Below are 21,867 nucleotides of genomic sequence, written 5' to 3' on the forward strand. Positions count from 1 at the left end.
CTCCAGTCATAACCTTTTCCGGGTAAACGCCAAAACCCCTTCGTCGGCCACCGGTTCCAGGTCCGGGTGTTGCCAACCGCTTACTTCACCGACCCCGACCACCAGCAACCCTCCTGGCGCCAGGCGTTCAGCCAGGCGGTTGAGAATGTCGCGGCGGCGCCAGCGGCGGAAATAAATCAGCAGGTTCTGACAGAAGATAACGTCCATGCCGGTCCAGGGCGCGAGGTCCAGGTCCAGCACATTGAGTCGGGCACAACAGACCCGCGCGACCAGGTCGGGGTGAATCCGCTGGCCCCGTGGCTCGGCGGTGAAATAACGGTCACGCAGTTCCGGCTCCAGCGCTTGCAATCGTCGCGGGTCGAATACGCCCTCGCGAGCCTTGGCCAAAGCGCCCAGGCTGATATCCGTGGCGATTACGCCAAACCCTTGGGTATGCCCCGTGCGGCGCTCAACTTCGGCGGCGGCGATGGCCAGTGAATAGGCTTCCTCGCCACTCGCGCAGCCCATGCTCCATAAGGCCCAGGGGGCTGCTTTTTGGGCCAGGTGCTGCTGCAGATAGCGATCGAGCAGTTCAAATGACGGCAGGTGGCGGTAAAAGCGCGTCTCCTGAACGGTCAGGCGGTCCAGAAGACGCGACCATTCCACTGCGCCGCGCGGACCGCTGATGAGCTGCTGGTAATAGCCCTGGTAATCGCCAATCCCCAATTCGCGCATGCGAGAGTTGAGGTGGGTTAGCAAAAAACTCCGCCGCTGCTCATTGAGCACCTGGCCGGTGCGCCGTTCAAGCAGCGCCTGCCAATCGTGGAACTCCTCCGCTGTCATGTCGGCCGATGGTTTCAAGGCCCAGACGCCGCTTGGCTGCATGCCGTGCCCCTCGTTCATGGCCATTGGCGACGCCGTTGAGGTCGTCGCCCCTCCTTTATTCAGGCCTTGTCGGCGGCGTCCGGCAGATTGAAGCCGGATACCGAACCGCGCATTTCACTGGCCATCTTGGCCAGGTTACCGATGCTGGTGGCGGTGGCGGTGGTACCGGTCGAGGTTTGCGAGGTGATTTCCTGAATCACGTTCATCGTGTTGGAGATATGTCCGGCCGAGGAGGCTTGCTGACGCGCGGCGTTGGAGATGTTCTGAATCAGCGAGGCGAGGCTCTTGGATACTTTTTCGATCTCTTCCAGAGCGACTCCGGCGTCCTGCGCCAGGTGCGCACCGCGTACCACTTCGGTGGTGGTCTGTTCCATGGAGATCACCGCCTCGTTGGTGTCGGCCTGAATGGCCTTGACCAGGGTTTCGATCTGCTTGGTGGCCGCCGAGGAGCGTTCGGCCAGGCGCTGGACTTCATCGGCTACCACGGCGAAGCCGCGTCCGGCGTCACCAGCCATGGAGGCCTGGATGGCGGCGTTGAGAGCAAGGATGTTGGTCTGGTCGGCGATGTCGTTGATCAGGCTGACGATGTCGCCGATCTCCTGGGACGATTCACCCAGGCGCTTGATGCGCTTGGAGGTGTCCTGGATCTGCTCGCGGATGTTGTCCATGCCGGTGATGGTGTTGTGCACCACCTCGTTGCCCTTGTTGGCAATGGCCACGGAACGTTCGGCTACTGCAGCGGATTCCGCGGCGTTGGCTGATACCTGGTCGATGGATACGGCCATTTCATTGATGGCGGCGGACGCACCGGCGATTTCCTGGGCCTGGTGCTCGGAAGCTTCGGCCAGGTGCATGGCGGTGGCCTGGGTTTCCTGGGCGGCGGCGGCCACCTGCACGGCGGTCAGGTTGATGGTCTGCACCAAGTCGCGCAGCTGGTCGATGGAGTAGTTGATCGAATCGGCGATGGCGCCGGTGAAATCCTCGGTCACTGTCGCAGCCACGGTCAGGTCACCGTCGGCGAGGTCAGCAATTTCATCGAGCAGACGCAGGATGGCGGTCTGGTTGCGTTCGTTCTTTTCTGCGGTCTCAGCCAGGCGACGACGGGTGTCTTGCACCATCACCAGGGCAATGAGGATGATGGCTGCCAAGGCCACGAAGCCCAGCAGGTAGCCGGCCAGGGTAAACAGGGCGCGTCCGTCTGCCTGGGCTTCGAAGCTGACGGCCAGTTCCGAAGCCTTGTCCAGCAGGGTTTGCGACAGGCTGAAGATGCTTTCGGCAGATTCACGAACCTGGAACAGTTCCGGCGAGGTTTCCAGAATCTCGTCCACCGAGCCGGAGACGAATTCGAACAGCTCGACGATTTCACTTAACCGCTCACGGGCGTCCGGATCGGCGACGCGGGTGATTTCCATGGCTGGGTTGCCGTCGAGCATGGCCTTCAGTACCCGGCCGAACAGGCTGGCATCACGGCCGAACATGTCGGCAGCCTGCACCGAGTCCTGGTCACCGGCGAGCACCTTGTTTACCGAGCCGAGGATTCGTTCTGCGAGCAGCGACTGACGCTGGGCAACGGAGACTTGGGCGGCGGGCGCGTTGCTCTCCAGTAGGATGTCGACCACTTCTTCGTATTCCACCTGCAGCTGCGGAATGGTTTCCGACAAGGTTGCAGCAACTTGGTGCAGGGACAGCACGGTCTGTTCGCTGGCAAGGATCACGTCGGTGTTGCGGCGCAGGCCGGTCCAGTCCTGCTGCACCGCTTCCATTTCCCGTTCCACGACACTGGGAACTGCGGGCAGGTTGTTGGCCGGGTCGCCGTTGACCAGGAAGCCCCAGCGCTTGTCGAAGTCGTTGCGCGCATCCTTGAGCAGGGTAAAGGCCTCAGCCTTGCCCGCCGCCGCTTCGGTGGCGTTCTTGGCGATGCGCTGGGATAGCACACGCAGCTCACCGGCATGACTGATGTATTCCGTGTCGTAGGTGGACTGGATATTCAGGTATGCGAAGTTGGCGAACAGCAGCACGATGGAAACGATCAGGGTTACGAAGAGGCCCGCGATCAGCGAGCTGCTGCGCATCCCCGCGATAAAATTGCCCATGTTGGTCTTTTTCATTATCTGGCCCCCGCCTGGGCCCACCGCATTGCTAGTTCCATTTGAAGCCACAAGGCCGATCGGGTCGGCCCACCGAAATCGTTGTCACACCGCAACGTCGAGAAACTCAGGGTGCTGCGCCAGCGCCTGCGGGCTGAATACCAGCCAGGGCTGCTCGCGATTGAACACCCCATAGATGAAAGGCTGGAGCGCTGCCTCCAAGGGAGGCGGCTGCTCGGAAAAGGCTTCCACCGAAAAATGCTGCATGCCGAACACCTCATCGACAATGACCCCGGCGAACACGTCCTGGTGCTCGATCACCAGCACCCGGCGTTGCTTGAGCAACGGCGAAAGCTCATGACTGAAAAAGCCGCATAGGTCGATCATCGGCAGTAGGCGTCCGCGCACGTTGGCCACACCCTTGACCCAGGATTTCACGCCTGGCAAACGGGTATGGCGGGGTACGCGGAGGATTTCACCCACTTCGCCCATGGGTGCGACAAACAGGCGTTCGCCCATACGAAAGCCGATGCCGCTCCAGGTCTGCTGGGTTTCCTGCTGCGAGGGCAAGCCGGCTGCCAGCGCTCGGCAGCGCTGGTCGATGCCCAGCAGCAGTTCGAAGGGTGTCTGTACGTCCGACATGCCTGCCTTGGCCTGGTGTTGAGAAGTATCGAGAGTGGTCCGGTCCGGCATCAGCCGGCCAGAACCGCTTTCAGGGTCTGCAACAGGGTCGCCTCATCCACCGGTTTGGTCAGATAGTCTTTGGCGCCTTGACGCTTGCCCCAGACCTTATCGGTTTCCTGATCCTTGGTGGTGACGATGATCACCGGGATGTGACTGGTGTCCGCATCTTTGGTCAATTGCCGGGTGGCCTGGAAGCCATTGAGCCCTGGCATGACGATATCCATCAGGACGACATCGGGTTTTTCCTGGCGGGCCAGGGCCACGCCATCCGCGCCATTTTCGGCCTTGAGCACCTGATGACCATGCTTTTCCAGCATCTCGGTCAGCTTGTACATCTCGGTCGGAGAGTCATCAACAATCAAAATACGAGCCATGGTATTCCCCATACACAAAAGACGTCAGCGGCCAGTGGCCGGACCTCAGGATAATTGCTCCACCGGTGTGAAGTCGGGCACGTGTGCCTTGATGGCACTGAGCAGTTCTTCCTTGCTGAAGGGCTTGGTGAGGTACTGGTCGGACCCCACGATGCGCCCTTTGGCCTTGTCGAACAGGCCGTCCTTGGAGGAAAGCATGATCACCGGTGTCGATTTGAATGCACTGTTATTCTTGATCAGTGCGCAGGTCTGATAACCGTCGAGCCGCGGCATCATGATGTCGACAAATATGATGTTCGGGTGAGTATCGGCGATCTTGGCCAGCGCATCGAAACCATCGACGGCGGTGATGACCTCGCAGCCCACTTTCTTCAGTAGGGTTTCCGCGGTGCGGCGAATCGTCTTCGAGTCGTCGATCACCATTACTTTCAAGCTGTCGGAATGCTGTTCCATCATCGCCCTACCATAGCCTCGGTGAGTCGTTATTGTTACGTATGCCTGAGACGGGCCAATGAAGGGGTCTCAGCCCCCTCGCGGCGTCTTTGTAGCACAGTCCCCAGATGGCAATCCACAGAGCGGCAGCCATCCGCTTTTTCCTTGACCGAGGGCATTCACGGCGCCACCCTGACGCCTTGCTAACCCGTTTTTGGCAGTGTCTACTGCCTTGTTCTTATCGCTGCGGAGGATACCCCACATGAGCGTTCGCCTCGGGATCGTCATGGACCCCATTGCAGGCATTGCCTTCAAAAAGGACAGCTCGCTGGCCATGCTGCTCGCCGCTCAGGCACGCGGCTGGTCGCTGTTCTACATGGAACAGCAGGACCTCTATCAGCTGGGTAGCCAGGCCAGAGGCCGGATGCGCCCCCTGCGCGTGTTCAACGACCCCGAGCACTGGTTCGAACTGGATGCCGAGATCGATGAGCCGCTCGGCGAGCTCGATGTCATCCTCATGCGCAAGGACCCGCCCTTCAACGGCGAATACGTTTATGCCACCTATCTGCTGGAACTGGCCGAGCAGGCGGGCGCCCTGGTGGTCAACCGTCCGCAAAGCCTGCGTGACTGCAATGAAAAGTTCTTTGCCACGCAATTCCCGCAATGCACGCCGCCAACCCTGGTCAGTCGGCGTTCCGACATTCTCCGCGAGTTCGCCCGCGAGCACCGTGACATCATTCTCAAACCCCTGGATGAGATGGGCGGCGCCTCGATCTTTCGCCACCGCGAAGGCGATCCCAACCTGTCGGTGATTCTCGAGACGCTGACCGACCACGGTGCGCGGCAGATCATGGCGCAACGTTACATCCCCGAAATCAAGGCGGGCGATAAACGCATCCTGATGATCGACGGTGAGCCGGTGCCTTACTGCCTGGCGCGCATACCGGCGGCCGGCGAGACGCGTGGCAACCTGGCTGCGGGCGGCCGTGGCGAAGCGCGCCCGCTGAGCGATCGCGATCGCGAGATCGCCGCCATCGTCGGTCCGCAGTTGCGTGCGCGAGGCTTGCTGTTCGTGGGCCTGGACGTGATTGGCGACTACCTGACGGAAATCAACATCACCAGTCCGACCTGCATCCGGGAAATCGACAATGCTTATGGAACGCGTATCGGCGAGCAGCTGATGGATGCGATCGAAGCCAAGCTGCAGGCGCGCGCCTGAATACCCCATGGCATGAACCGGCAGCTTCAAGCTGCCGTGTGGTTCATAGACTTTTGCGCCGGCTCTCGGGCAGACTGCCGGCCTTTTCGACCCGTAGCAGTGCATCATGACCGCAGCTTTTTTGCCTGAACTCGACAACCCTGGCGTGCGTCCTGCCGACCGCCTGGGGTTTACCCTGTTCCTGGCCGCAGTCCTGCATATGGCGCTGATTCTCGGCCTGGGCTTCCAGTTGGCCGATCCGCCAGCGATCAGCAAGACGCTGGAAATCACCCTGTCCACGTTCAAAAGCGCCGAAGCGCCCAAAGAGGCGGATTTCCTCGCTCAGGACAATCAGCAGGGCAGTGGCACCCTGGAGCACAAGGCGGCGACCAAGACCACTGAAATAGCGCCTTTTCACGACACGCAAATCAATCGGGTCACGCCGCAGCCCACCGCACCGCAACAGGTGCCGCAGGAAGCCCCCAAGGCGGCTGTCGCCACCCGTGCGCCCCAGCCGGTCAAGACGCCGGTGAAGCAAGAACAGCGCAAGACCGAGACCCAACCGCGTCCGGTGCCGGAGTTCGACAGCGCCCAGTTGTCCGCGGAAATTGCCAGCCTGGAAGCCGACCTGGCCCTGGAGCAGCAGCTCTATGCCAAGCGACCGAAGATCCACCGCCTCAATGCCGCCTCGACCATGCGTGACAAAGGCGCCTGGTATAAAGACGAGTGGCGCAAGAAGGTCGAGCGCATCGGCAACCTCAATTACCCGGACCAGGCCCGTCGCGAGCGCCTGTACGGCAACCTGCGCCTGCTGGTGTCGATCCGTCGCGACGGATCGTTGCACGAAGTGCTGGTGCTGGAATCTTCCGGCCACGCGGTGCTCGATCAGGCGGCGATGCGTATCGTTCACCTGGCGGCGCCCTATGCGCCTTTCACGGGCGATCTGGCCGATTTTGATCGGCTGGAAATCATCCGGACCTGGCGCTTTGAGCGCGGCGACCGCCTCTCGAGTCAGTAAGCAGCAGTAACTTCGTGGCGAAACGCTTTTTGCGGCGATGCTTCGCAGTTGTCAACTCAGGCGCGCCGATGCAGGCCTGACGCCTGTCTCTTGCCGGGCACGCCGGGAAGGCCGAAACTAGGCCCATGAACACTGCTCCGAGCTACCTCACGAATCATCTCCTGATCGCCATGCCACACATGGGCGATCCGAATTTCGCACAGACCGTCATTTACCTGATCGAACACAGCGCGCAGGGCGCCATGGGTCTGGTGATCAATCGGCCCAATGGCCTGGACCTGGCCGATGTGCTCGAACAGCTGCGCCCCGATGACATCCCCACACCGGTCAGTCACGAGCAACCCATCTATGCCGGCGGCCCGGTGCAAACCGACCGCGGCTTCGTGCTGCACGACGGCGGCTGGCAGTTCCAGGCCACTTTGGAGCTTGGCGAGCTGGCGCTGTCCACCTCCCAGGATGCATTGTTCGCCATCGCCGACGGCACCGGCCCGGCACGCAGTCTGATTGCCCTCGGCTATTCCGGTTGGGATGCCGGGCAGCTGGAGGCCGAGCTGGCCGATAACGCCTGGCTGTGTTGCCCCAGCGATGCGCGCATTCTGTTTGAAATTCCCGCCGTGCAGCGCCTGCAAGCCGCCGCCGCCCATCTGGGCGTCGATCTCAGCTTGTTGAGCAGCCAGGTTGGCCACGCATGAGCGAGACGCCACGCCTGCTGCTGGGCTTCGATTACGGCAGCAAACAAATTGGCGTCGCGGTTGGCCAGGCGATCACTGCCCAAGCCCGCGAGCTGTGTGTGCTCAAGGCGCAAAACGGTGTGCCGGACTGGGCGCAGGTGGAAAAGCTGATCAAGGAGTGGCAGCCGGACGCCATTGTGGTCGGCTTGCCGCTAAACATGGACGGCACGCCCAGCGAGATGAGCGCCCGCGCAGAGAAGTTCGCCCGACGCCTGAACGGCCGCTTCAACCTACCCGTACACACCCATGACGAACGTCTGACCACCTTCGAGGCCAAGGGCCAACGCCTGGCCCAGGGCCAGCGTGGCGGCTACCGGGACAACCCGGTGGACGCCCTGGCCGCCGCCTTGCTACTCGAGGGGTGGCTCGAGCAAAACTGTTGATTAATTTTCGGCCCGTTCGGGCCGTCCGCCAAGCAAGGAGAGCCCATGACTCTGCCCAACCCCGCCGAACTGTTGCCCCAGATGGCCCGCGACCTGCGTGCCCACCTCGCCCAGCGACAGATCAGTGAGCCGCGTTTCATCGGCATCCAGACGGGTGGGCTGTGGGTCGCCGAGGCGCTCCTCGCCGAGCTGGCCGAGCCCGGCCCGCTGGGCGTGCTCAATGTCTCCTTCTACCGCGATGATTTCAGCCAGCGCGGCCTGCATCCGGTGGTCAGCCCTTCGGCGCTGCCGTTCGAGGTAGAAGGCCAGCACCTGGTGCTGATCGATGATGTGCTGATGAGTGGGCGCACCGTGCGCGCGGCCCTCAACGAATTGTTCGACTATGGTCGTCCGGCCAGCGTGACGCTGGTCTGCCTGCTCGACCTGGACGCCCGCGAGTTGCCGATCCGCGCGGATGTCCTCGGCGCCAGCCTGTCGCTGGCACCCTCGGAACGGGTAAAATTGCTCGGCCCCGCGCCCCTGGCGCTTGAGCTCCAAGACCTCGCCGCCAATTGAGACCCCCCGCGATGCTGCCCACCGCCGCCAAGTGCCCGCTACAACTCAACTCCCACGGCCAGCTGCGCCATTTCCTGTCCCTCGACGATTTGCCCCGCGAATTGCTCACTGAGATCCTTGATACCGCCGATTCGTTTCTCGAGGTCGGCGCACGCGCGGTGAAAAAAGTGCCGCTGCTGCGTGGCAAGACGGTGTGCAACGTATTCTTCGAGAACTCCACACGCACCCGCACCACGTTCGAACTGGCGGCCCAGCGGCTGTCCGCCGACGTGATCAGCCTGAACGTGTCGACCTCATCGACCAGCAAGGGCGAATCGCTGTTCGATACCCTGCGCAACCTTGAAGCCATGGCCGCCGACATGTTCGTGGTGCGTCACTCCGATTCCGGTGCGGCGCACTTCATTGCCGAACACGTGTGCCCTGATGTGGCGATCATCAACGGTGGCGACGGTCGTCATGCGCATCCCACTCAGGGCATGCTCGATATGTTGACCATCCGCCGTCACAAAGGCGGCTTCGAGAACCTGTCGGTGGCCATTGTCGGTGACATCCTGCACTCGCGGGTGGCGCGATCGGACATGTTTGCCCTGCGCGCACTGGGCTGCCGCGACATCCGCGTGATCGGCCCGAAGACGCTGCTGCCGGTCGGCCTGGAAGACTACGGCATGCGCGTGTTCACCAGCCTAAGCGAGGGCCTCAAGGATGTGGATGTGGTGATCATGCTGCGCCTGCAGCGCGAGCGCATGCACGGCGGTCTGCTGCCCAGCGAGGGCGAGTTCTACCGACTCTACGGCTTGAGCAGCGAACGCCTGGCGCTGGCCAAGCCGGATGCCATCGTCATGCATCCGGGACCGATCAACCGCGGCGTGGAAATCGAATCGGCGGTTGCCGATGGTCCGCAATCGGTGATTCTCAACCAGGTCACCTATGGCATCGCCGTGCGCATGGCGGTGCTGTCCATGACCATGAGCGGCCAGACCGCTGAACGCCAACTCGAATCCGAACGTGCTGCCGAGGAGCAGAATTGATGGCCACTCGTATCCTCGGTGCTCGCATCATCGACCCGGCCAGCGGTCTGGACCAGGTTACTGACCTTTATATCGATGCCACCAAGCTGGTCGCCATCGGTCAGGCCCCGCAAGGTCTCAAGATCGATCAGGAAATCGATGCGCGCGGACTGATCGCCAGCCCCGGTCTGGTGGACCTGTCCGTGGCCCTGTGTGAGCCCGGCTATGGGCGCAAGGGCAGCATCGCCAGCGAAACCCTAGCGGCGGCAGCGGGCGGGGTCACCAGCCTGTGCTGCTCGCCACGTACCAAGCCGGTGCTGGACAGCGCCACCGTTGCCGAGCTGATTCTGGATCGCGCCCAGGAAGCCGGCCACGCCAAGGTGTTTCCTATCGGTGCGCTGAGCAAGGATCTGGCCGGTGAACAACTCGCCGAACTGGTCACTTTGCGTGATGCCGGTTGCGTGGCATTCAGCAACGGCCTCAATGGCTTCCCCAACAGTCGCAACTTGCTCCGCGCGCTGGAATACGCGGCGACGTTCGAGCTGACCGTGGTGTTCCATTCCCAGGATGCAGACCTGGCCGAAGGCGGCCTGGCCCACGAAGGCCCGACCGCCACACTGCTGGGCCTGGCCGGTATTCCGGAAAGCGCCGAAACCGTGGCCCTGGCGCGCAACCTGCTGCTGGCCGAGCAGGCCGGTGTGCGCGCGCACTTCACGCAATTGACCAGTGCGCGCGGCGTGCAGATGATTGCCGAGGCGCAGGCGCGTGGCCTGCCGGTTACCGCCGATGTGGCGCTGTATCAGTTGATTCTCACCGACGAGGCGCTGATCGATTTTTCCAGCTCTTACCATGTGCAGCCGCCGCTGCGTTCGCGTGCCGATCGCGAGGCGTTGCGCGAGGCGGTGAAGAGCGGGGTGATTTCGGCGATTGCCAGCCATCACCAGCCCCATGAGGCGGATGCCAAGCTGGCGCCGTTCGGCGCTACCGAAGCGGGGATCAGCAGCGTCGAGCTGCTGCTGCCGTTGGCCATGACGCTGGTGGAAGACGGCTTGCTCGATCTGCCGACCCTGTTGGCGCGCCTGTCCAGTGGTCCGGCCAAGGCGTTGCAACTGCCGGCGGGTCGCCTGGCGCTCGGTGCGCCGGCCGATCTGCTGCTGTTCGACCCAACGGTGAGCACCGTGGCCGGCGACAGCTGGTACTCCAAAGGCCGCAACTGTCCGTTCCTGGGACATTGCCTGCCGGGAAAGGTGCGTTACACGCTGGTGGATGGGCGCATCTGTTATCAGAGCTGAAAAGCCACTCACTGCCACTTGAATCGACCGCTACTAAATAGATTCGGCCCCATCCATGCTTCATGGGTGGGGCCGATCCTTTTGTCTGGGTCGACGGAGCCAGGTTCTGGTTTTAACCGCGAATGTTCTGTTCGGAAATCTGGTTGTTAAGCGTCCAGAAGTCATACAGCACGCCGACGAAAAACAGCCCGCCGGTGAACAGGTAAATGATTCCAGTAATCCATTTGCCCTGGTACATGCGGTGCACACCGAATACGCCGAGGAAGGTCAGCAGAATCCAGGCGATGTTGTAATCCAGCCGCCCAGAGTTGAAGCGCAGGTCCGCTTCGCGGTCCATCGACGGAATTAGAAACAGGTCGATGATCCAGCCGACGAACAACAGGCCGAGGGTAAAGAACCAGATCGTGCCGGTGATCGGCTTGCCGTAGTAAAAGCGATGCGAGCCGAGAAAACCGAAAATCCACAGCAGATAGCCAACGGCTTTGCTGTGGGTATCGTGATAGCGCATGTCGCGTCTCCTGTTTGAAAAACTACCTGCATTGCCTCGCCTACGTTTTTCAACGGCCTGCTAGCGCACTCGTGCGCTGGCAAAGTCCTGGCGGCCGAACGGGCTGACCTGGTACCCCTCAACATTAGCGCGGGTCAGGGCGAACGCGGTGGGGTGGGCCAGAGGAATCCACAGTGCCTGTTCTTGAATGATGCGCTGCGCCTGCACGTACAGCCTGCTGCGCTCGGCCTGCACGCTCTGGGTCTTACCCTGAGAAATCAACTGGTCGAGGCGCGGATCGCAATAGCGGGCGAAGTTCAGCCCCGACTGCACCGAGGCGCAGGCGAATTGCGGAGTAAGGAAGTTGTCCGGATCGCCGTTGTCGCCGGCCCAGCCCATGAACAGCAGATCATGCTCGCCGGCCTTGGCGCGGCGAATAAGCTCACCCCACTCGATCACACGAATCTCGGCCCGAACGCCGATCTGGGCCAGGTCCGCCTGCAACAGCTGGGCACCCAGGCTCGGATTGGGGTTGAGCAGGCTGCCCGAAGGCCGGGTCCAGATGGTCGTCTTGAAGCCGTCCGCCAAGCCGGCCTTGGTCAAGAGTTCGCGAGCCTTGGCCGGATCATGGGCATAGCCGGGCAAGTCGCCCGCGTAGCTCCAGGTGTTCGGCGGGTAAGGACCGCTGGCCGCACTGGCGCTGTCCTCGAATACCGCCTTGAGGTAACTGGCGCGGTCGAACGCCAGGTTGATCGCCTGGCGCACCTCGGGTTTGTCCAGCGGCGCATGCTGGGTGTTGATCGCCACGAAGGCAGTCATGAACGCCGGGGTCTGCACCACCTTGAGGTTGGGGTCGGTTTCGGCGCTGCGCACATCCTGCGGCTTGGGCGACAGGGCGATCTGGCATTCGTTGCGGCGCAGCTTCTGCAGGCGCACGTTGGCGTCCGGGGTAATGGCGAAGATCAGCGCATCAACCGCCGGCTTGCCGGCAAAATAGGCGAGATGGGCGACGTAGCGCACCGCAGCGTCCTTCTGAAAGCGTCGCAGCATGAACGGGCCGGTGCCGATGGGTTTCTGGTTCAGTTCGGCCAGCGTGCCGGCGGCCAGCAACTGGTCGGCGTATTCGGCGGAATAGATCGAGGCGAAGCCCATGCTCAGGGTGGCCAGAAAGGTGGCATCCGGCCGGGTCAGGGTGATACGCACCTGGTGCGGTGCCGGCGCCTCGATGGATTTCACCAGATCCGGCCATTGCATCGACTGGGCGTGGGGATAGCCGCTGGCCGCGCTGGCATGCCAGGGATGGTTGGCGTCGAGCATGCGCTGGAAACTGAATAGCACGTCATCGGCATTTAACGTGCGCGAGGGGCTGAAATAGTCGGTGCGATGGAAGGCCACGTCATCGCGCAGCGTGAAGTCATAGGTCAGGCCATCGGCCGATACCTGCCAGCTGCTCGCCAGGCTGGGCAGCAGCTCGCCGCGCGTGGCGTCGAATTCCACCAGACGATTCATCAGCACGTCGGCTGAGGCGTTGGTCGTGGTCAGCGAGTTGTACTGCACCACGTCGAACCCTTCAGGACTGGCTTCGGTGCACACCGCAAGGGTGGCGGCCTGGGCCAGCCACGGTGCAAATAACAGGGGAAGAAGGGCAAGACGCATGAACATTTCCTTTAGAAGCGGCTTGGGAGCCGACTGTGTGGCCTACCCTAGACCATGCGCGAAGCAGGTACAACGCTGGGTTGGCGATGAACGGCGGTTCCCCCGGACTCGCGCTGTGCGCCACGCAAATGACGCTTATCGACGCTGTACGGCAGGTATTGAAATGTCAGGAATTCTTGCGACAGTTCGGTGCTTCTGATATAAAGCAGCGCTCTTTTCTAGGGGCCCGGTCCTGCGACAGCAGTGACTGCCGGTAAGACCCTGGCGAAATCCTGGCGCAACGCGCCAAAGCAAGAGATCAAGCGGCCAACCCATGCCGGGTTGGGCATGTGGTTTATAGAGGGCTGAGGCATGTCGAGAGTCTGTCAAGTTACCGGTAAGGGTCCGGTAACCGGGAACAACATTTCCCACGCAAACAACAAAACCCGTCGTCGTTTCCTGCCGAACCTGCAGCATCACCGCTTCTGGGTCGAGTCCGAGAACCGTTTCGTGCGTCTGCGCCTGAGCACCAAGGGCATGCGTATCATCGATAAGCGTGGCATTGACGTCGTTCTGGCCGAGCTGCGCGCCCGCGGCGAAAAGGTTTAAGGAGAATAATCATGCGTGACCTGATCCGTTTGGTGTCCAGCGCCGGTACCGGCCACTTCTACACCACCGACAAGAACAAGCGCACTACGCCCGACAAGATCGAGATCAAGAAGTACGATCCGGTCGTGCGTAAGCACGTGATCTACAAGGAAGCCAAGATCAAGTAATTGATCGGCCCTTGAAAAAAACCCGCCTTCCAGCGGGTTTTTTTATGCCTTGAATAACCTCAGGCCAAGGCCGAGCGCAGCGGCTGCACATGCCGGCGTTCCAGCTCGCTCAGCGTCGGGCAGCCGACCAGTCCGAGCGCCAGGCGCAACTCCTGCTCTAGCAAGCCGAGGGCACGGGCCGCGCCGGCCTGGCCACCGACCGCCACGCCAAACAGCGTGGCACGGCCGAGCAATACGCCGTCGGCACCCAGCGCACAGGCCTTGGCAATGTCGGTGCCGCGGCGAATACCGCTGTCGAGCAAAACCGACAGCTGGCCGCGCACTGCCTCGCTAATGGCTGGCAGGCAGTCGATGCTCGCCGGGGTGCCATCCAGCTGACGGCCGCCATGGTTGGTCACCACAATGCCGTCCAGGCCCAGCTCCACGCAGCGTCGCGCATCGGCGGCGGTTTGCACGCCCTTGAGCACCAGGCGGTGCGGCCAGCGTTTGCGCAACCGGGCCAGGTGCTCCCAGCACAAACCGGGCTCCATCTTGTGGGCCATGAAATGCGCGGCGCCGGCGGTGTTCTTGGCATCGCCGGGCAGGTAAGCCAACAGGTTGCCCATCTTCGGCAGGCCCTGGGGCCACAAGGCCCGCTTGATCCAGCGCGGATGGCAGGCGACGTCGAGCTTGTTGCGCCAGGTGAGCTGCAGCGGTTTGGCGAAGTTGCGCCGGTCCCACTCGCGGTTGCCGATTAGCACCGCATCGCTGGTCAGCAGCAGGGTGCGGCAGCCGACCGCCTCGGCGCGGCGCAGCAGGTCGTCTTCGACGGCCGGGTCGTTCAGGCTGTACAGCTGGTACCAGAGCTCAACGTCCGGCACGGCGGCGGCGACTTCTTCCAGCGAGTTGCTGGAGACAGTGCTCAGGGTGAAAGGGATGCCCTTGTCGCGCGCCGCCCTGGCCAGCAGGATGTCGGCATCCTTGTAGAGCATGCCATTGAAGCCGGTGGGGCCGATGGCCAGCGGCAGGGGTCGCTGCTGGCCGAGAAACGCGGTGCGGGTGTCGATCTGCGCGCAGGAGATCAGCGTCGACGGCAGCAGGCCGATCTCGGCGAAGGCCTGGCGATTGCGCCGCAGGGTGACTTCGTCCTCGGCGCCGCCGGCCAAGTACTCCCAGGCGAAATGGGGCAGGTGCCGGCGCGCCATGTGTTCCAGTTCGGCAATACTCTGAGCGTGTTCAAAGCGAGTGTCGTTACGGTAGCGCCGCATAAGCAATCCTTGGTTGCGAAAAGGCAGAGGCAATCAGCGCTACCGGCCCGCAGCGGGCGCCAGCGCGCCGGCCAAGATTACCAGAGCGCTTGCTTGGGCGGTTCCGTTTGATAAAACGAACGCAGTACGCCAAATTTGTGGGCTGCTGTAAAAAATATTGAAAACGATTCGGCCACTGGGTAGGGTGCGGTGATCACCTGCCTCCGCATACCGGCGGCCCCACAAAATAAGAGGAAGCCTCCATGAGCCTGACCCGCAGCGATTGGGAACAGCGTGCCACCACTCTGGTAATCGAAGGCGGCGCCTTCATCGACGGCGCCCTTCGCCCGGCAGTGTCCGGCGCCACGTTCGACTGCATCAGCCCGGTGGATGGCCGTGTGCTCGGTCAGGTGGCCAGCTGCGATCAGGCGGATGCTGAGGCGGCCGTACAGGTGGCCCGCGCACGCTTCGAGTCCGGCGTCTGGTCGCGCCTGGCGCCAGTCAAGCGCAAGCAGGTGATGATCCGCTTTGCCGACCTGATCGAGGCGCACCGCGAGGAACTGGCCCTGCTGGAAACCCTGGACATGGGCAAGCCGATCACCGATGCCCTGAAGGTCGACGTGACGGCGGCCGCGCGGGCGATCCGCTGGAGCGGCGAGGCGATCGACAAGATCTACGACGAAGTGGCGGCCACGCCCCATGACGAACTGGGTCTGGTGACCCGCGAGCCGATCGGCGTAGTGGCGGCCATCGTGCCGTGGAATTTCCCGATGATCATGAGCTGCTGGAAGCTCGGCCCGGCGCTGGCGGCGGGCAACTCAGTAATCCTCAAACCCTCGGAAAAATCGCCGCTGACCGGCATTCGCCTGGCCGCGCTGGCCCTTGAGGCGGGCATTCCGGCCGGGGTGTTCAACGTGTTGCCAGGCTTTGGGCATACCGTCGGCAAGGCGCTGGCGCTGCACATGGATGTCGATTGTCTGGTGTTCACCGGCTCGACCAAAGTGGCCAAGCAACTGATGATCTATGCCGGCGAGTCGAACATGAAACGCGTCTGGCTGGAGGCGGGCGGCAAGAGCCCGAACATCGTCTTCGCCGACGCTCCCGATCTTGCAGCCGCCGCCGAGGCTGCCGCCAGCGCCATCGCTTACAACCAGGGCGAGGTGTGCACTGCCGGTTCGCGGCTGCTGGTCGAGCGTTCGATCAAAGACCAGTTCGTACCCATGGTGGTCGAGGCGCTCAAGCAATGGCGGCCGGGCCATCCCCTGGATCCGCAGACCCGCGTCGGCGCCATCGTCGATCAGCAGCAGCTGGGCAATGTGCTGGGCTTTATCGAGGCGGGTCGTGCCGAAGGCGCCCAGTTGCTGGTCGGTGGCCAGCGCGTTATGCAAGATACCGGCGGCACCTATGTGGAGCCGACCCTGTTCGACGGCGTGAGCAATGCGATGAAGATCGCCCGCGAGGAAATCTTCGGGCCGGTGCTCTCGGTGATCGCCTTCGACACGCCCGAGGAAGCGGTACAGATCGCCAACGACACACCTTATGGGCTGGCGGCGGCGGTGTGGACCAGCAACCTGTCCAAGGCCCATTTGACCGCCAAGGCCCTGCGCGCCGGCAGCGTGTGGGTCAATCAGTACGATGGCGGCGACATGACCGCGCCGTTCGGCGGTTTCAAGCAGTCCGGCAACGGCCGCGACAAATCCCTGCATGCCTTCGACAAGTACACCGAACTCAAGGCCACCTGGATCAAGCTATGACCCGATGTACCCTTGGGTGCGCACTCGCTGTCTGTGTCTATCCGACACTGTCCAGTGGATGGGAAAAGCGCCATCCACCCTACGGGTTGCTGTAACCCGTAGGGTGGACAACCGTTGTGCGTTGTCCACCGCATGCGACCTGGATTTTCTATGCGTTGGTTAACTTATTTTGCCGTCTGCGGTGCGGTAATCAGCGTCGGTCTGGCGCTGGGCATCAGCCTGCCGCTGGTGTCGTTACGCCTGGAAGCCTGGGGTTACGGGACCTTTGCCATTGGCGTGATGGCGGCGATGCCGGCAGTCGGCATTTTGGTGGGCTCGGCGCTGTCCGGGCGGCTGGCCCAGCGCCTGGGCAGCGCCCGGCTGATGCGCCTGTGCTTGCTGAGCGGGGCGGTGTCCGTAGGTCTGCTGGCGCTGTGGCCGCACTATTCGCTGTGGCTGCTGTTGCGGTTATGGCTGGGCATGTCGCTGACCGTGGTGTTCATCCTCGGTGAAAGCTGGATCAATCAACTGGCGGTGGAACATCTGCGCGGCCGGCTGGTGGCGTTGTACGGCACCGGCTATGCCCTCAGTCAGTTGTGCGGACCGCTGCTGCTCGGCGCATTGGGCAGTGAGAGCGACACGGGATTCTGGTGCGGCGTTGGCTTGCTGGTCGGTGGCGCGCTGTTGCTGGTGGGGCGCGATGGCGCGCCTGAAGTGAGCAGTTATGACGCCAGCCTGCGGGGGCTGCTGCAGTTCTGTCGCAGCCTGCCGGCCATTGCCTGGGCGGTAGCGCTGTTCGCTGCGTTCGAGTCGATGGTGCTGACGTTGTTGCCGGTGTACGGCCTGCGCCAGGGGTTTGCCCCGGAAATCGCCTTGCTGATGGTCAGCGTGGTGGTGGTCGGCGATGCACTGCTGCAGTTGCCGATCGGCTGGCTCGCCGATCATGTATCGCGCCCGCTGTTGTTCCAGGGTTGCGCATTGGCGCTGTTACTCAGCAGCCTGGGCATTCCTGCCCTGTTGCACACGCCGCTGATCTGGCCGCTGTGGGTACTGTTCGGGGCCAGCGCCGGTGGCTTGTTCACCCTGTCGCTGATTTTGATCGGCGAACGGTATCGGGACAGCGAGCTGGTGCGCGCCAATGCCCATGTTTCGCAACTGTGGGGCATTGGCTGCCTGCTCGGTCCGCTGGCCACGGGAGCGGCCAGCCAGTGGGTCAGCGGCCATGCCCTGCCGCTGTTGATGGCCCTGGGCGCCGGCGGGTTGGTAGTTCTGTTGCGCGGCAGGCATGGCTTGGCGCAACAGGCCAGCCCATAAGGGTATAGAGCCGTTTCGCGTCGTGCCGCGTGCGGGGTCGTTACAACATTCGTTCCAGGCCGATCCAATCGGCCAACCAGGCATTCAGGCGGCGCCACAGGTTGCCGGGCTCGCGTTCGATACGCCGGGTAATGCCCTGGTCTTCGGCCATCCACACCAGGCGTGGCCGGGCGTCTTGTTCGTCCAGTTGCACCTCGTAGCTGATGGACGGCCGCATGCCTTCCAGGGTCAGGCGACGCACTTCGCCGGCCAGCGCGGGGCTGTCCACCAGCACGCCCACTTCGCTGTTCCACAGCACCGAGCGTGGATCGAAATTGAACGAGCCGATGAAGACTTTTTCCCCATCGATGACCAGCGCCTTGCTGTGCAGACTGGATTCGGACGAGCCGCTGAAGCTGTAGCTGCTTTCCTCGTCCGGTTGGCGGCGCAGCTCGAACACCCGGATGCCGTGCTTCAACAGGCTGATGCGGTAGGGCGCGTAGGCACCATGCACGGCGGGCACATCGGTGGCTTCCAGCGAGTTGGTCAACAGGCGTACATCGATGCCCTGATCCGCCCGGCGGGTGAGGTCCAGCAGGCCTTCGCGAGCGGGAATGAAATACGCCGAGACCAGCAGAAGTTCCTTGCGGATATGCGCCAGGTGGGGCGACAACTGAGTCGTGAGTAGCCAGTGCGGGTCCGGCTCACGCTCGGCGAGGATCTTGTTAGGCGCATCCCACAATGCCTGGCCGCGTGCCCAAATCAAGGATTCCAGCCAGCCTTGCAGTTGCGGTGTTTGCTGGTAGGCGAGCAGTGGCGCAATGCGCTGCGGTTCGTGTTGCTGGACGTCGGCGAGGTACTGGGTGAGTGTGCGGCGCGCCTTGTCCAGGGTCCGCTGAGAGGGCGGTCGGTAGAGAAAGTGCTGAATCGGCACGCTCAGGCGGTGATTCCAGAACTGGTCGAAGCTTTCCGCCAGGCTGACGGCCACCGGCCCGGCGGCGAGCAGGTCGATGTCGGCGAAGTTGAGTTGCGGCTGGGCATCGAAGTATTCGTCGCCCAGATTGCGCCCGCCGACAATGGCCACGCTGCTGTCGGCCAGCCATAACTTGTTGTGCATGCGCCGATGCTGGCGGTTGAGGTTGAACAGCCTGCCCAGGAGACGGGTGATGCCATTGCTGCGGCCCACATGCAGGGCATTGAACACGCGGATCTGAATGTTCGGGTGGGCGGCCAGCGTGGCAATTTCATAATCGCGCCCATCGCTTGCGGTGTCATCGAGCAAAACGCGCACCCGCACGCCGCGATCGGCGGCGCGCAGCAGTTCCTCGACCAGCAGGCTCGTGCTGAGGCCCTCGTGGACGATGTAGTACTGCAAATCGAGGCTGTGCCGGGCACGGCGGATCAGCTCGGCGCGGGCGCTGAACGCCTCGCTGCTGGAAGCCAGCAGGCGAAAGCCTGATTCGCCAGCCGGATGGGCTTGGGCCTGCTGGCGCAGCGTCAAGGCAATGGGTGACTCCCCCGGCGCCAGGGCTTGGCTGGGGATGGGTTGGGCAATGCTGGTACAGCCGGCGAGCCAGAGCAGGCCGAGCAGCAAATAGGTGTGCACCTTGAGGTCTCGTCGATGACTGCGGGTGCCCTTTAGCGTAGCGGCAGATAGGCAGGCTGGGCGGGGGCTAGGCGTAGCGCCGCCGCCAGGCGGCTGGTGGCAGGCCGAAATGCTGGCGAAAAGCCCGATTGAGTGCGGCTTCCGAGGCGTAGCCGACTTCCTCGGCAATGCGTGCCAGGGTGCGGCCCTCGCGCAATTGCTGGGCAGCCAGCAGCAGGCGCCAGTGACATAAATAGCGCATCGGCGGTTGGCCGATCAGTTGGGTAAAACGCTCAGCGAAGGCTGAGCGCGACAGTCCGACTGCGCTGGCCAGCGCCTCGGTGGTCCAGTGGCGGGCGTGCTGGCCATGCAGCAGCGCCAGGGCCTTGCCGACCTGTGGGTCGCGCAGGCCGGCCAACCAGCCATGCTCGCGGTTTGACGAGGTGTCTAGGTAATGGCGCACGGCCTCGATGAAGAGCAGCTCGGCCAGCTTGCTGAGCGCGGTGACCGAGCCCGGCCGCTGCGAGGCAGCTTCCCGGGCGGCGCGCTGGAACGACTGCTCGATCCAGGCACCGTCGGCGATGCGCAACGTGAGGATGTCGGGCAGGGTGCGCAGCAGCGGATTGTCGGGCACCTCGCAACCGATGTAGCCGCAGATCACCTCTGTCGTGGCGCCTCCGCCACCGTAGCGCAGGTGGGCCAGCCCAGGACCGTCCGGCGGTTGCAGCAGATGATCGATAATCTGCACCGGTAGCTGTGTGGCGCTGGCGAGGATATGTGGCGGGTTGCGGGGTAACAGGATGATCTCACCCGCCTCGACAGCCAACGGCGGGGCTTCGCCGACGCTGAGCAGCAAGCGGCCGGCGAGTACATAGTGGTAGGCCATGAGATGAGCCGGAGGTAGGCCTTGGGAGCTGAAATCCTCGGGGCCAACTTGCGAGCGTATGCACCAGGGCGCGGTAAATTCGGCGTGCAGAAAGGCACCTGCGGACAGGTGCACCGTCGTCAGCACGCTGGATAACGCATCCACGGCGGCCTCGCTTGGCGGCTGGATCAAAAATGCCGGCGTCTGGGCTATAGGCAGCCCTTGGCCTCTTTTTTACCGTAGCAGGCACGCGGTGACGGGAGCAGGCCGTACGGCAGCGCGTTGAGAAGACAGCCATATGAGGATCATCCAATGACGATGCGCGACCCTATGGGACTGGAAATTTCCGGTGCCGATCACGACAGCTTGCACCACTATCAAGATGCCCTGGCACAGTTTCAGTGTTATGTCGGCGACCCGCTGACCACCCTCGACGCCGCCCAGGCGCAGCGCCCGGAGATGATCATGGCCCACGTGCTGCGGGCCTGGCTGAACCTGCTGGGCACCGAGCCCGATGGCCTGGTCGCGGCGCGCGCGGCCTATCGGCAGGCCGCGGCATTGCCGCACAACGCACGCGAGCAGGGACACCTGAAGGCCATCGGCGCGCTGCTCGACGGGCGCTGGAAGGAGGCCGGCGTGTTGTTGGAGGATGTGAGCATCGCCTGGCCGCTGGATATTCTTGCCCTGCAGGCCGGCCATCTGGTGGATTTCTTCTGCGGTCATGGACGCATGCTGCGCGACCGCATCAGCCGCGCACTGCCGGAATGGCAGGCACAAATGCCGGGCTATCATGCACTGCTTGGCATGCATGCGTTCGGCCTGGAGGAAAACGCCGATTACCTCGCCGCCGAGCGAGCCGGGCGGCGTGCCGTCGAGCTACAGCCACGCGATGGGTGGGCGCAGCATGCGGTGGCCCATGTGCTGGAGATGCAAAACCGCCCGCGCGAAGGCATCGCCTGGATGCGCGAGCGCCAACCGCACTGGGCGGGTGACAGCTTCTTCCAGGTGCATAACTGGTGGCATCTGGCACTGTTTCACCTGGATCTGGAGCAGTATGACGAGGTGCTGGCGCTGTTCGACGGCCCGGTCTTCGGCGCCCGCTCGGCGTTGGTGCTCGATCTGGTGGATGCTTCAGCGCTGCTCTGGCGCCTGCAACTGCTCGGCGTGGACGTGGGCGAACGCTGGCGCGCGGTGGCGGATCTCTGGACGCCTCATGCGGACGTCGGCCTCTATGCGTTCAACGACGCCCACGCCATGCTGGCCTTCGTCAGCGCCGGGTACAGTGCGCAGGCTGAGGCGGTGCTGGCGGCGCAGCAGCGAGTGATCGAGACGTGTGCTAACGACAACCGGCAGTTCAGCGGCGAAGTGGGGTATCCGCTGTGCCGGGCGATCCAGGCCTTCGCCGTTGGCGAGTATGTTAACTGCGTGCGCCTGCTCCGACCGCTGCGTTCCATCGCTCAGCGTTTCGGCGGCAGTCACGCGCAGCGCGACCTGATTGACTTGACCCTGTTCGAAGCGGCGCGGCGTAGTGGCCAATCTGAGCTGGCACGGGCGCTGGCCAACGAGCGACGGCTGGCCCGGCCGAACAGCGCGCAAACGCGCCGCCTGGCCCTCAGGGCGAGCCAGACCGAGGCGGCCTGAG

At 63.2% G+C, this 21,867-nt stretch carries 22 protein-coding genes; 12 read left to right on the forward strand and 10 right to left on the reverse strand.

What is annotated here, in order from left to right; genetic code table 11:
* Positions 1-6: 6 nt before the first annotated feature.
* From H9642_RS00470 to pilG, 5 genes are all read right to left on the reverse strand, one after another.
* Complete coding sequence (locus tag H9642_RS00470; protein WP_251835331.1) at positions 7-864, reverse strand: CheR family methyltransferase; 858 nt, start codon at positions 862-864, stop codon at positions 7-9.
* A 59-nt stretch (positions 865-923) separates the two neighbouring features.
* Positions 924-2,972 (reverse strand): methyl-accepting chemotaxis protein, encoded by a 2,049-nt coding sequence (locus H9642_RS00475; protein WP_251834453.1) that lies wholly within the window; start codon positions 2,970-2,972, stop codon positions 924-926.
* 84 nt (positions 2,973-3,056) lie between these two features.
* Positions 3,057-3,593 (reverse strand): chemotaxis protein CheW, encoded by a 537-nt coding sequence (locus tag H9642_RS00480; protein ID WP_251834454.1) that lies wholly within the window; start codon positions 3,591-3,593, stop codon positions 3,057-3,059.
* A 50-nt stretch (positions 3,594-3,643) separates the two neighbouring features.
* Positions 3,644-4,009, reverse strand: coding sequence for a twitching motility response regulator PilH (gene pilH, locus H9642_RS00485; RefSeq protein WP_251834455.1), 366 nt, complete (start codon positions 4,007-4,009; stop codon positions 3,644-3,646).
* A gap of 45 nt (positions 4,010-4,054) precedes the next feature.
* Positions 4,055-4,462 carry a twitching motility response regulator PilG gene (pilG, locus tag H9642_RS00490; RefSeq protein ID WP_251834456.1) on the reverse strand — a complete coding sequence of 136 codons (408 nt, stop codon included), beginning with the start codon at positions 4,460-4,462 and terminating at the stop codon, positions 4,055-4,057.
* Positions 4,463-4,703: 241 nt separating this feature from the next.
* Between pilG and gshB the strand changes: the two genes are divergently transcribed.
* The 7 genes from gshB to H9642_RS00525 all read left to right on the forward strand — a co-directional run bounded on the left by gshB (position 4,704) and on the right by H9642_RS00525 (position 10,625).
* The gene (gene gshB / locus H9642_RS00495; RefSeq protein WP_251834457.1) at positions 4,704-5,660 is read left to right on the forward strand and encodes a glutathione synthase; all 957 of its coding nucleotides are present in this window, start codon (positions 4,704-4,706) and stop codon (positions 5,658-5,660) included.
* A gap of 106 nt (positions 5,661-5,766) precedes the next feature.
* Positions 5,767-6,657, forward strand: coding sequence for an energy transducer TonB (locus H9642_RS00500; RefSeq protein ID WP_251834458.1), 891 nt, complete (start codon positions 5,767-5,769; stop codon positions 6,655-6,657).
* Positions 6,658-6,782: 125 nt separating this feature from the next.
* A complete protein-coding gene (locus H9642_RS00505) occupies positions 6,783-7,349 on the forward strand; it encodes a YqgE/AlgH family protein (RefSeq protein WP_251834459.1) in 567 nt (188 codons plus the stop codon).
* Complete coding sequence (gene ruvX / locus H9642_RS00510; protein WP_251834460.1) at positions 7,346-7,771, forward strand: Holliday junction resolvase RuvX; 426 nt, start codon at positions 7,346-7,348, stop codon at positions 7,769-7,771. The genes H9642_RS00505 and ruvX overlap by 4 nt, the downstream gene beginning before the upstream one ends.
* 45 nt (positions 7,772-7,816) lie before the next feature.
* A complete protein-coding gene (gene pyrR, locus H9642_RS00515) occupies positions 7,817-8,326 on the forward strand; it encodes a bifunctional pyr operon transcriptional regulator/uracil phosphoribosyltransferase PyrR (RefSeq protein WP_251834461.1) in 510 nt (169 codons plus the stop codon).
* 11 nt (positions 8,327-8,337) lie between these two features.
* The gene (locus H9642_RS00520; protein ID WP_251834462.1) at positions 8,338-9,354 is read left to right on the forward strand and encodes an aspartate carbamoyltransferase catalytic subunit; all 1,017 of its coding nucleotides are present in this window, start codon (positions 8,338-8,340) and stop codon (positions 9,352-9,354) included.
* On the forward strand, positions 9,354-10,625 hold the full coding sequence (locus H9642_RS00525) for a dihydroorotase (protein ID WP_251834463.1): 1,272 nt from the start codon (positions 9,354-9,356) through the stop codon (positions 10,623-10,625). Before H9642_RS00520 ends, H9642_RS00525 begins: the two co-directional genes overlap by 1 nt.
* Positions 10,626-10,737: 112 nt before the next feature.
* Here H9642_RS00525 and H9642_RS00530 read toward each other — a convergent pair whose 3' ends face one another.
* Both H9642_RS00530 and H9642_RS00535 read right to left on the reverse strand, forming a co-directional pair.
* Complete coding sequence (locus tag H9642_RS00530) at positions 10,738-11,133, reverse strand: NINE protein (protein ID WP_251834464.1); 396 nt, start codon at positions 11,131-11,133, stop codon at positions 10,738-10,740.
* A 60-nt stretch (positions 11,134-11,193) separates the two neighbouring features.
* Positions 11,194-12,768 carry an ABC transporter substrate-binding protein gene (locus tag H9642_RS00535; RefSeq protein WP_251834465.1) on the reverse strand — a complete coding sequence of 525 codons (1,575 nt, stop codon included), beginning with the start codon at positions 12,766-12,768 and terminating at the stop codon, positions 11,194-11,196.
* A 351-nt stretch (positions 12,769-13,119) separates the two neighbouring features.
* Here H9642_RS00535 and rpmB point away from each other — a divergent pair, with 351 nt between their 5' ends.
* Complete coding sequence (gene rpmB, locus H9642_RS00540; RefSeq protein WP_013793374.1) at positions 13,120-13,356, forward strand: 50S ribosomal protein L28; 237 nt, start codon at positions 13,120-13,122, stop codon at positions 13,354-13,356.
* A gap of 11 nt (positions 13,357-13,367) precedes the next feature.
* Complete coding sequence (gene rpmG / locus H9642_RS00545) at positions 13,368-13,523, forward strand: 50S ribosomal protein L33 (protein WP_014854577.1); 156 nt, start codon at positions 13,368-13,370, stop codon at positions 13,521-13,523.
* A gap of 59 nt (positions 13,524-13,582) precedes the next feature.
* On the opposite strand, the gene H9642_RS00550 is transcribed toward rpmG, so the two are convergent.
* Positions 13,583-14,770: an alpha-hydroxy acid oxidase gene (locus H9642_RS00550; RefSeq protein ID WP_251834466.1), complete on the reverse strand. Its 1,188-nt coding sequence runs from the start codon at positions 14,768-14,770 to the stop codon at positions 13,583-13,585.
* Between the two features lie 242 nt (positions 14,771-15,012).
* On the opposite strand from H9642_RS00550, the gene H9642_RS00555 reads away from it, so the two are divergent.
* Both H9642_RS00555 and H9642_RS00560 read left to right on the forward strand, forming a co-directional pair.
* A complete protein-coding gene (locus H9642_RS00555) occupies positions 15,013-16,503 on the forward strand; it encodes an aldehyde dehydrogenase (RefSeq protein ID WP_251834467.1) in 1,491 nt (496 codons plus the stop codon).
* Between the two features lie 150 nt (positions 16,504-16,653).
* Positions 16,654-17,796, forward strand: a complete 1,143-nt coding sequence (locus H9642_RS00560) for an MFS transporter (RefSeq protein WP_251834468.1) — start codon at positions 16,654-16,656, stop codon at positions 17,794-17,796.
* A 40-nt stretch (positions 17,797-17,836) separates the two neighbouring features.
* On the opposite strand, the gene H9642_RS00565 is transcribed toward H9642_RS00560, so the two are convergent.
* Complete coding sequence (locus tag H9642_RS00565) at positions 17,837-19,381, reverse strand: phospholipase D family protein (RefSeq protein WP_251834469.1); 1,545 nt, start codon at positions 19,379-19,381, stop codon at positions 17,837-17,839.
* A 67-nt stretch (positions 19,382-19,448) separates the two neighbouring features.
* On the reverse strand, positions 19,449-20,390 hold the full coding sequence (locus tag H9642_RS00570) for an AraC family transcriptional regulator (protein ID WP_251834470.1): 942 nt from the start codon (positions 20,388-20,390) through the stop codon (positions 19,449-19,451).
* A gap of 147 nt (positions 20,391-20,537) precedes the next feature.
* On the opposite strand from H9642_RS00570, the gene H9642_RS00575 reads away from it, so the two are divergent.
* A complete protein-coding gene (locus tag H9642_RS00575; RefSeq protein ID WP_251834471.1) occupies positions 20,538-21,866 on the forward strand; it encodes a tetratricopeptide repeat protein in 1,329 nt (442 codons plus the stop codon).
* The last annotated feature ends 1 nt before the right edge of the window (position 21,867 follow it).

The organism is Serpens gallinarum (assembly GCF_014836765.1).
GTDB classification, from domain to species: Bacteria; Pseudomonadota; Gammaproteobacteria; order Pseudomonadales; family Pseudomonadaceae; genus Serpens; species Serpens gallinarum.

Excerpts from the sequence above, each read along its gene's own strand:
- H9642_RS00550 (WP_251834466.1), bottom strand. The coding sequence starts at position 14,770 with ATGCGGCGCTACCGTAACGACACTCGCTTTGAACACGCTCAGAGTATT.
- pilH (WP_251834455.1), bottom strand. The coding sequence starts at position 4,009 with ATGGCTCGTATTTTGATTGTTGATGACTCTCCGACCGAGATGTACAAG.
- H9642_RS00525 (WP_251834463.1), top strand. The coding sequence starts at position 9,354 with ATGGCCACTCGTATCCTCGGTGCTCGCATCATCGACCCGGCCAGCGGT.
- H9642_RS00530 (WP_251834464.1), bottom strand. The coding sequence starts at position 11,133 with ATGCGCTATCACGATACCCACAGCAAAGCCGTTGGCTATCTGCTGTGG.
- ruvX (WP_251834460.1), top strand. The coding sequence starts at position 7,346 with ATGAGCGAGACGCCACGCCTGCTGCTGGGCTTCGATTACGGCAGCAAA.
- H9642_RS00575 (WP_251834471.1), top strand. The coding sequence starts at position 20,538 with ATGACGATGCGCGACCCTATGGGACTGGAAATTTCCGGTGCCGATCAC.
- pyrR (WP_251834461.1), top strand. The coding sequence starts at position 7,817 with ATGACTCTGCCCAACCCCGCCGAACTGTTGCCCCAGATGGCCCGCGAC.
- H9642_RS00560 (WP_251834468.1), top strand. The coding sequence starts at position 16,654 with ATGCGTTGGTTAACTTATTTTGCCGTCTGCGGTGCGGTAATCAGCGTC.
- rpmB (WP_013793374.1), top strand. The coding sequence starts at position 13,120 with ATGTCGAGAGTCTGTCAAGTTACCGGTAAGGGTCCGGTAACCGGGAAC.
- pilG (WP_251834456.1), bottom strand. The coding sequence starts at position 4,462 with ATGGAACAGCATTCCGACAGCTTGAAAGTAATGGTGATCGACGACTCG.
- H9642_RS00505 (WP_251834459.1), top strand. The coding sequence starts at position 6,783 with ATGAACACTGCTCCGAGCTACCTCACGAATCATCTCCTGATCGCCATG.
- H9642_RS00470 (WP_251835331.1), bottom strand. The coding sequence starts at position 864 with ATGCAGCCAAGCGGCGTCTGGGCCTTGAAACCATCGGCCGACATGACA.
- H9642_RS00480 (WP_251834454.1), bottom strand. The coding sequence starts at position 3,593 with ATGTCGGACGTACAGACACCCTTCGAACTGCTGCTGGGCATCGACCAG.
- H9642_RS00520 (WP_251834462.1), top strand. The coding sequence starts at position 8,338 with ATGCTGCCCACCGCCGCCAAGTGCCCGCTACAACTCAACTCCCACGGC.
- gshB (WP_251834457.1), top strand. The coding sequence starts at position 4,704 with ATGAGCGTTCGCCTCGGGATCGTCATGGACCCCATTGCAGGCATTGCC.
- rpmG (WP_014854577.1), top strand. The coding sequence starts at position 13,368 with ATGCGTGACCTGATCCGTTTGGTGTCCAGCGCCGGTACCGGCCACTTC.
- H9642_RS00535 (WP_251834465.1), bottom strand. The coding sequence starts at position 12,768 with ATGCGTCTTGCCCTTCTTCCCCTGTTATTTGCACCGTGGCTGGCCCAG.
- H9642_RS00555 (WP_251834467.1), top strand. The coding sequence starts at position 15,013 with ATGAGCCTGACCCGCAGCGATTGGGAACAGCGTGCCACCACTCTGGTA.
- H9642_RS00475 (WP_251834453.1), bottom strand. The coding sequence starts at position 2,972 with ATGAAAAAGACCAACATGGGCAATTTTATCGCGGGGATGCGCAGCAGC.
- H9642_RS00500 (WP_251834458.1), top strand. The coding sequence starts at position 5,767 with ATGACCGCAGCTTTTTTGCCTGAACTCGACAACCCTGGCGTGCGTCCT.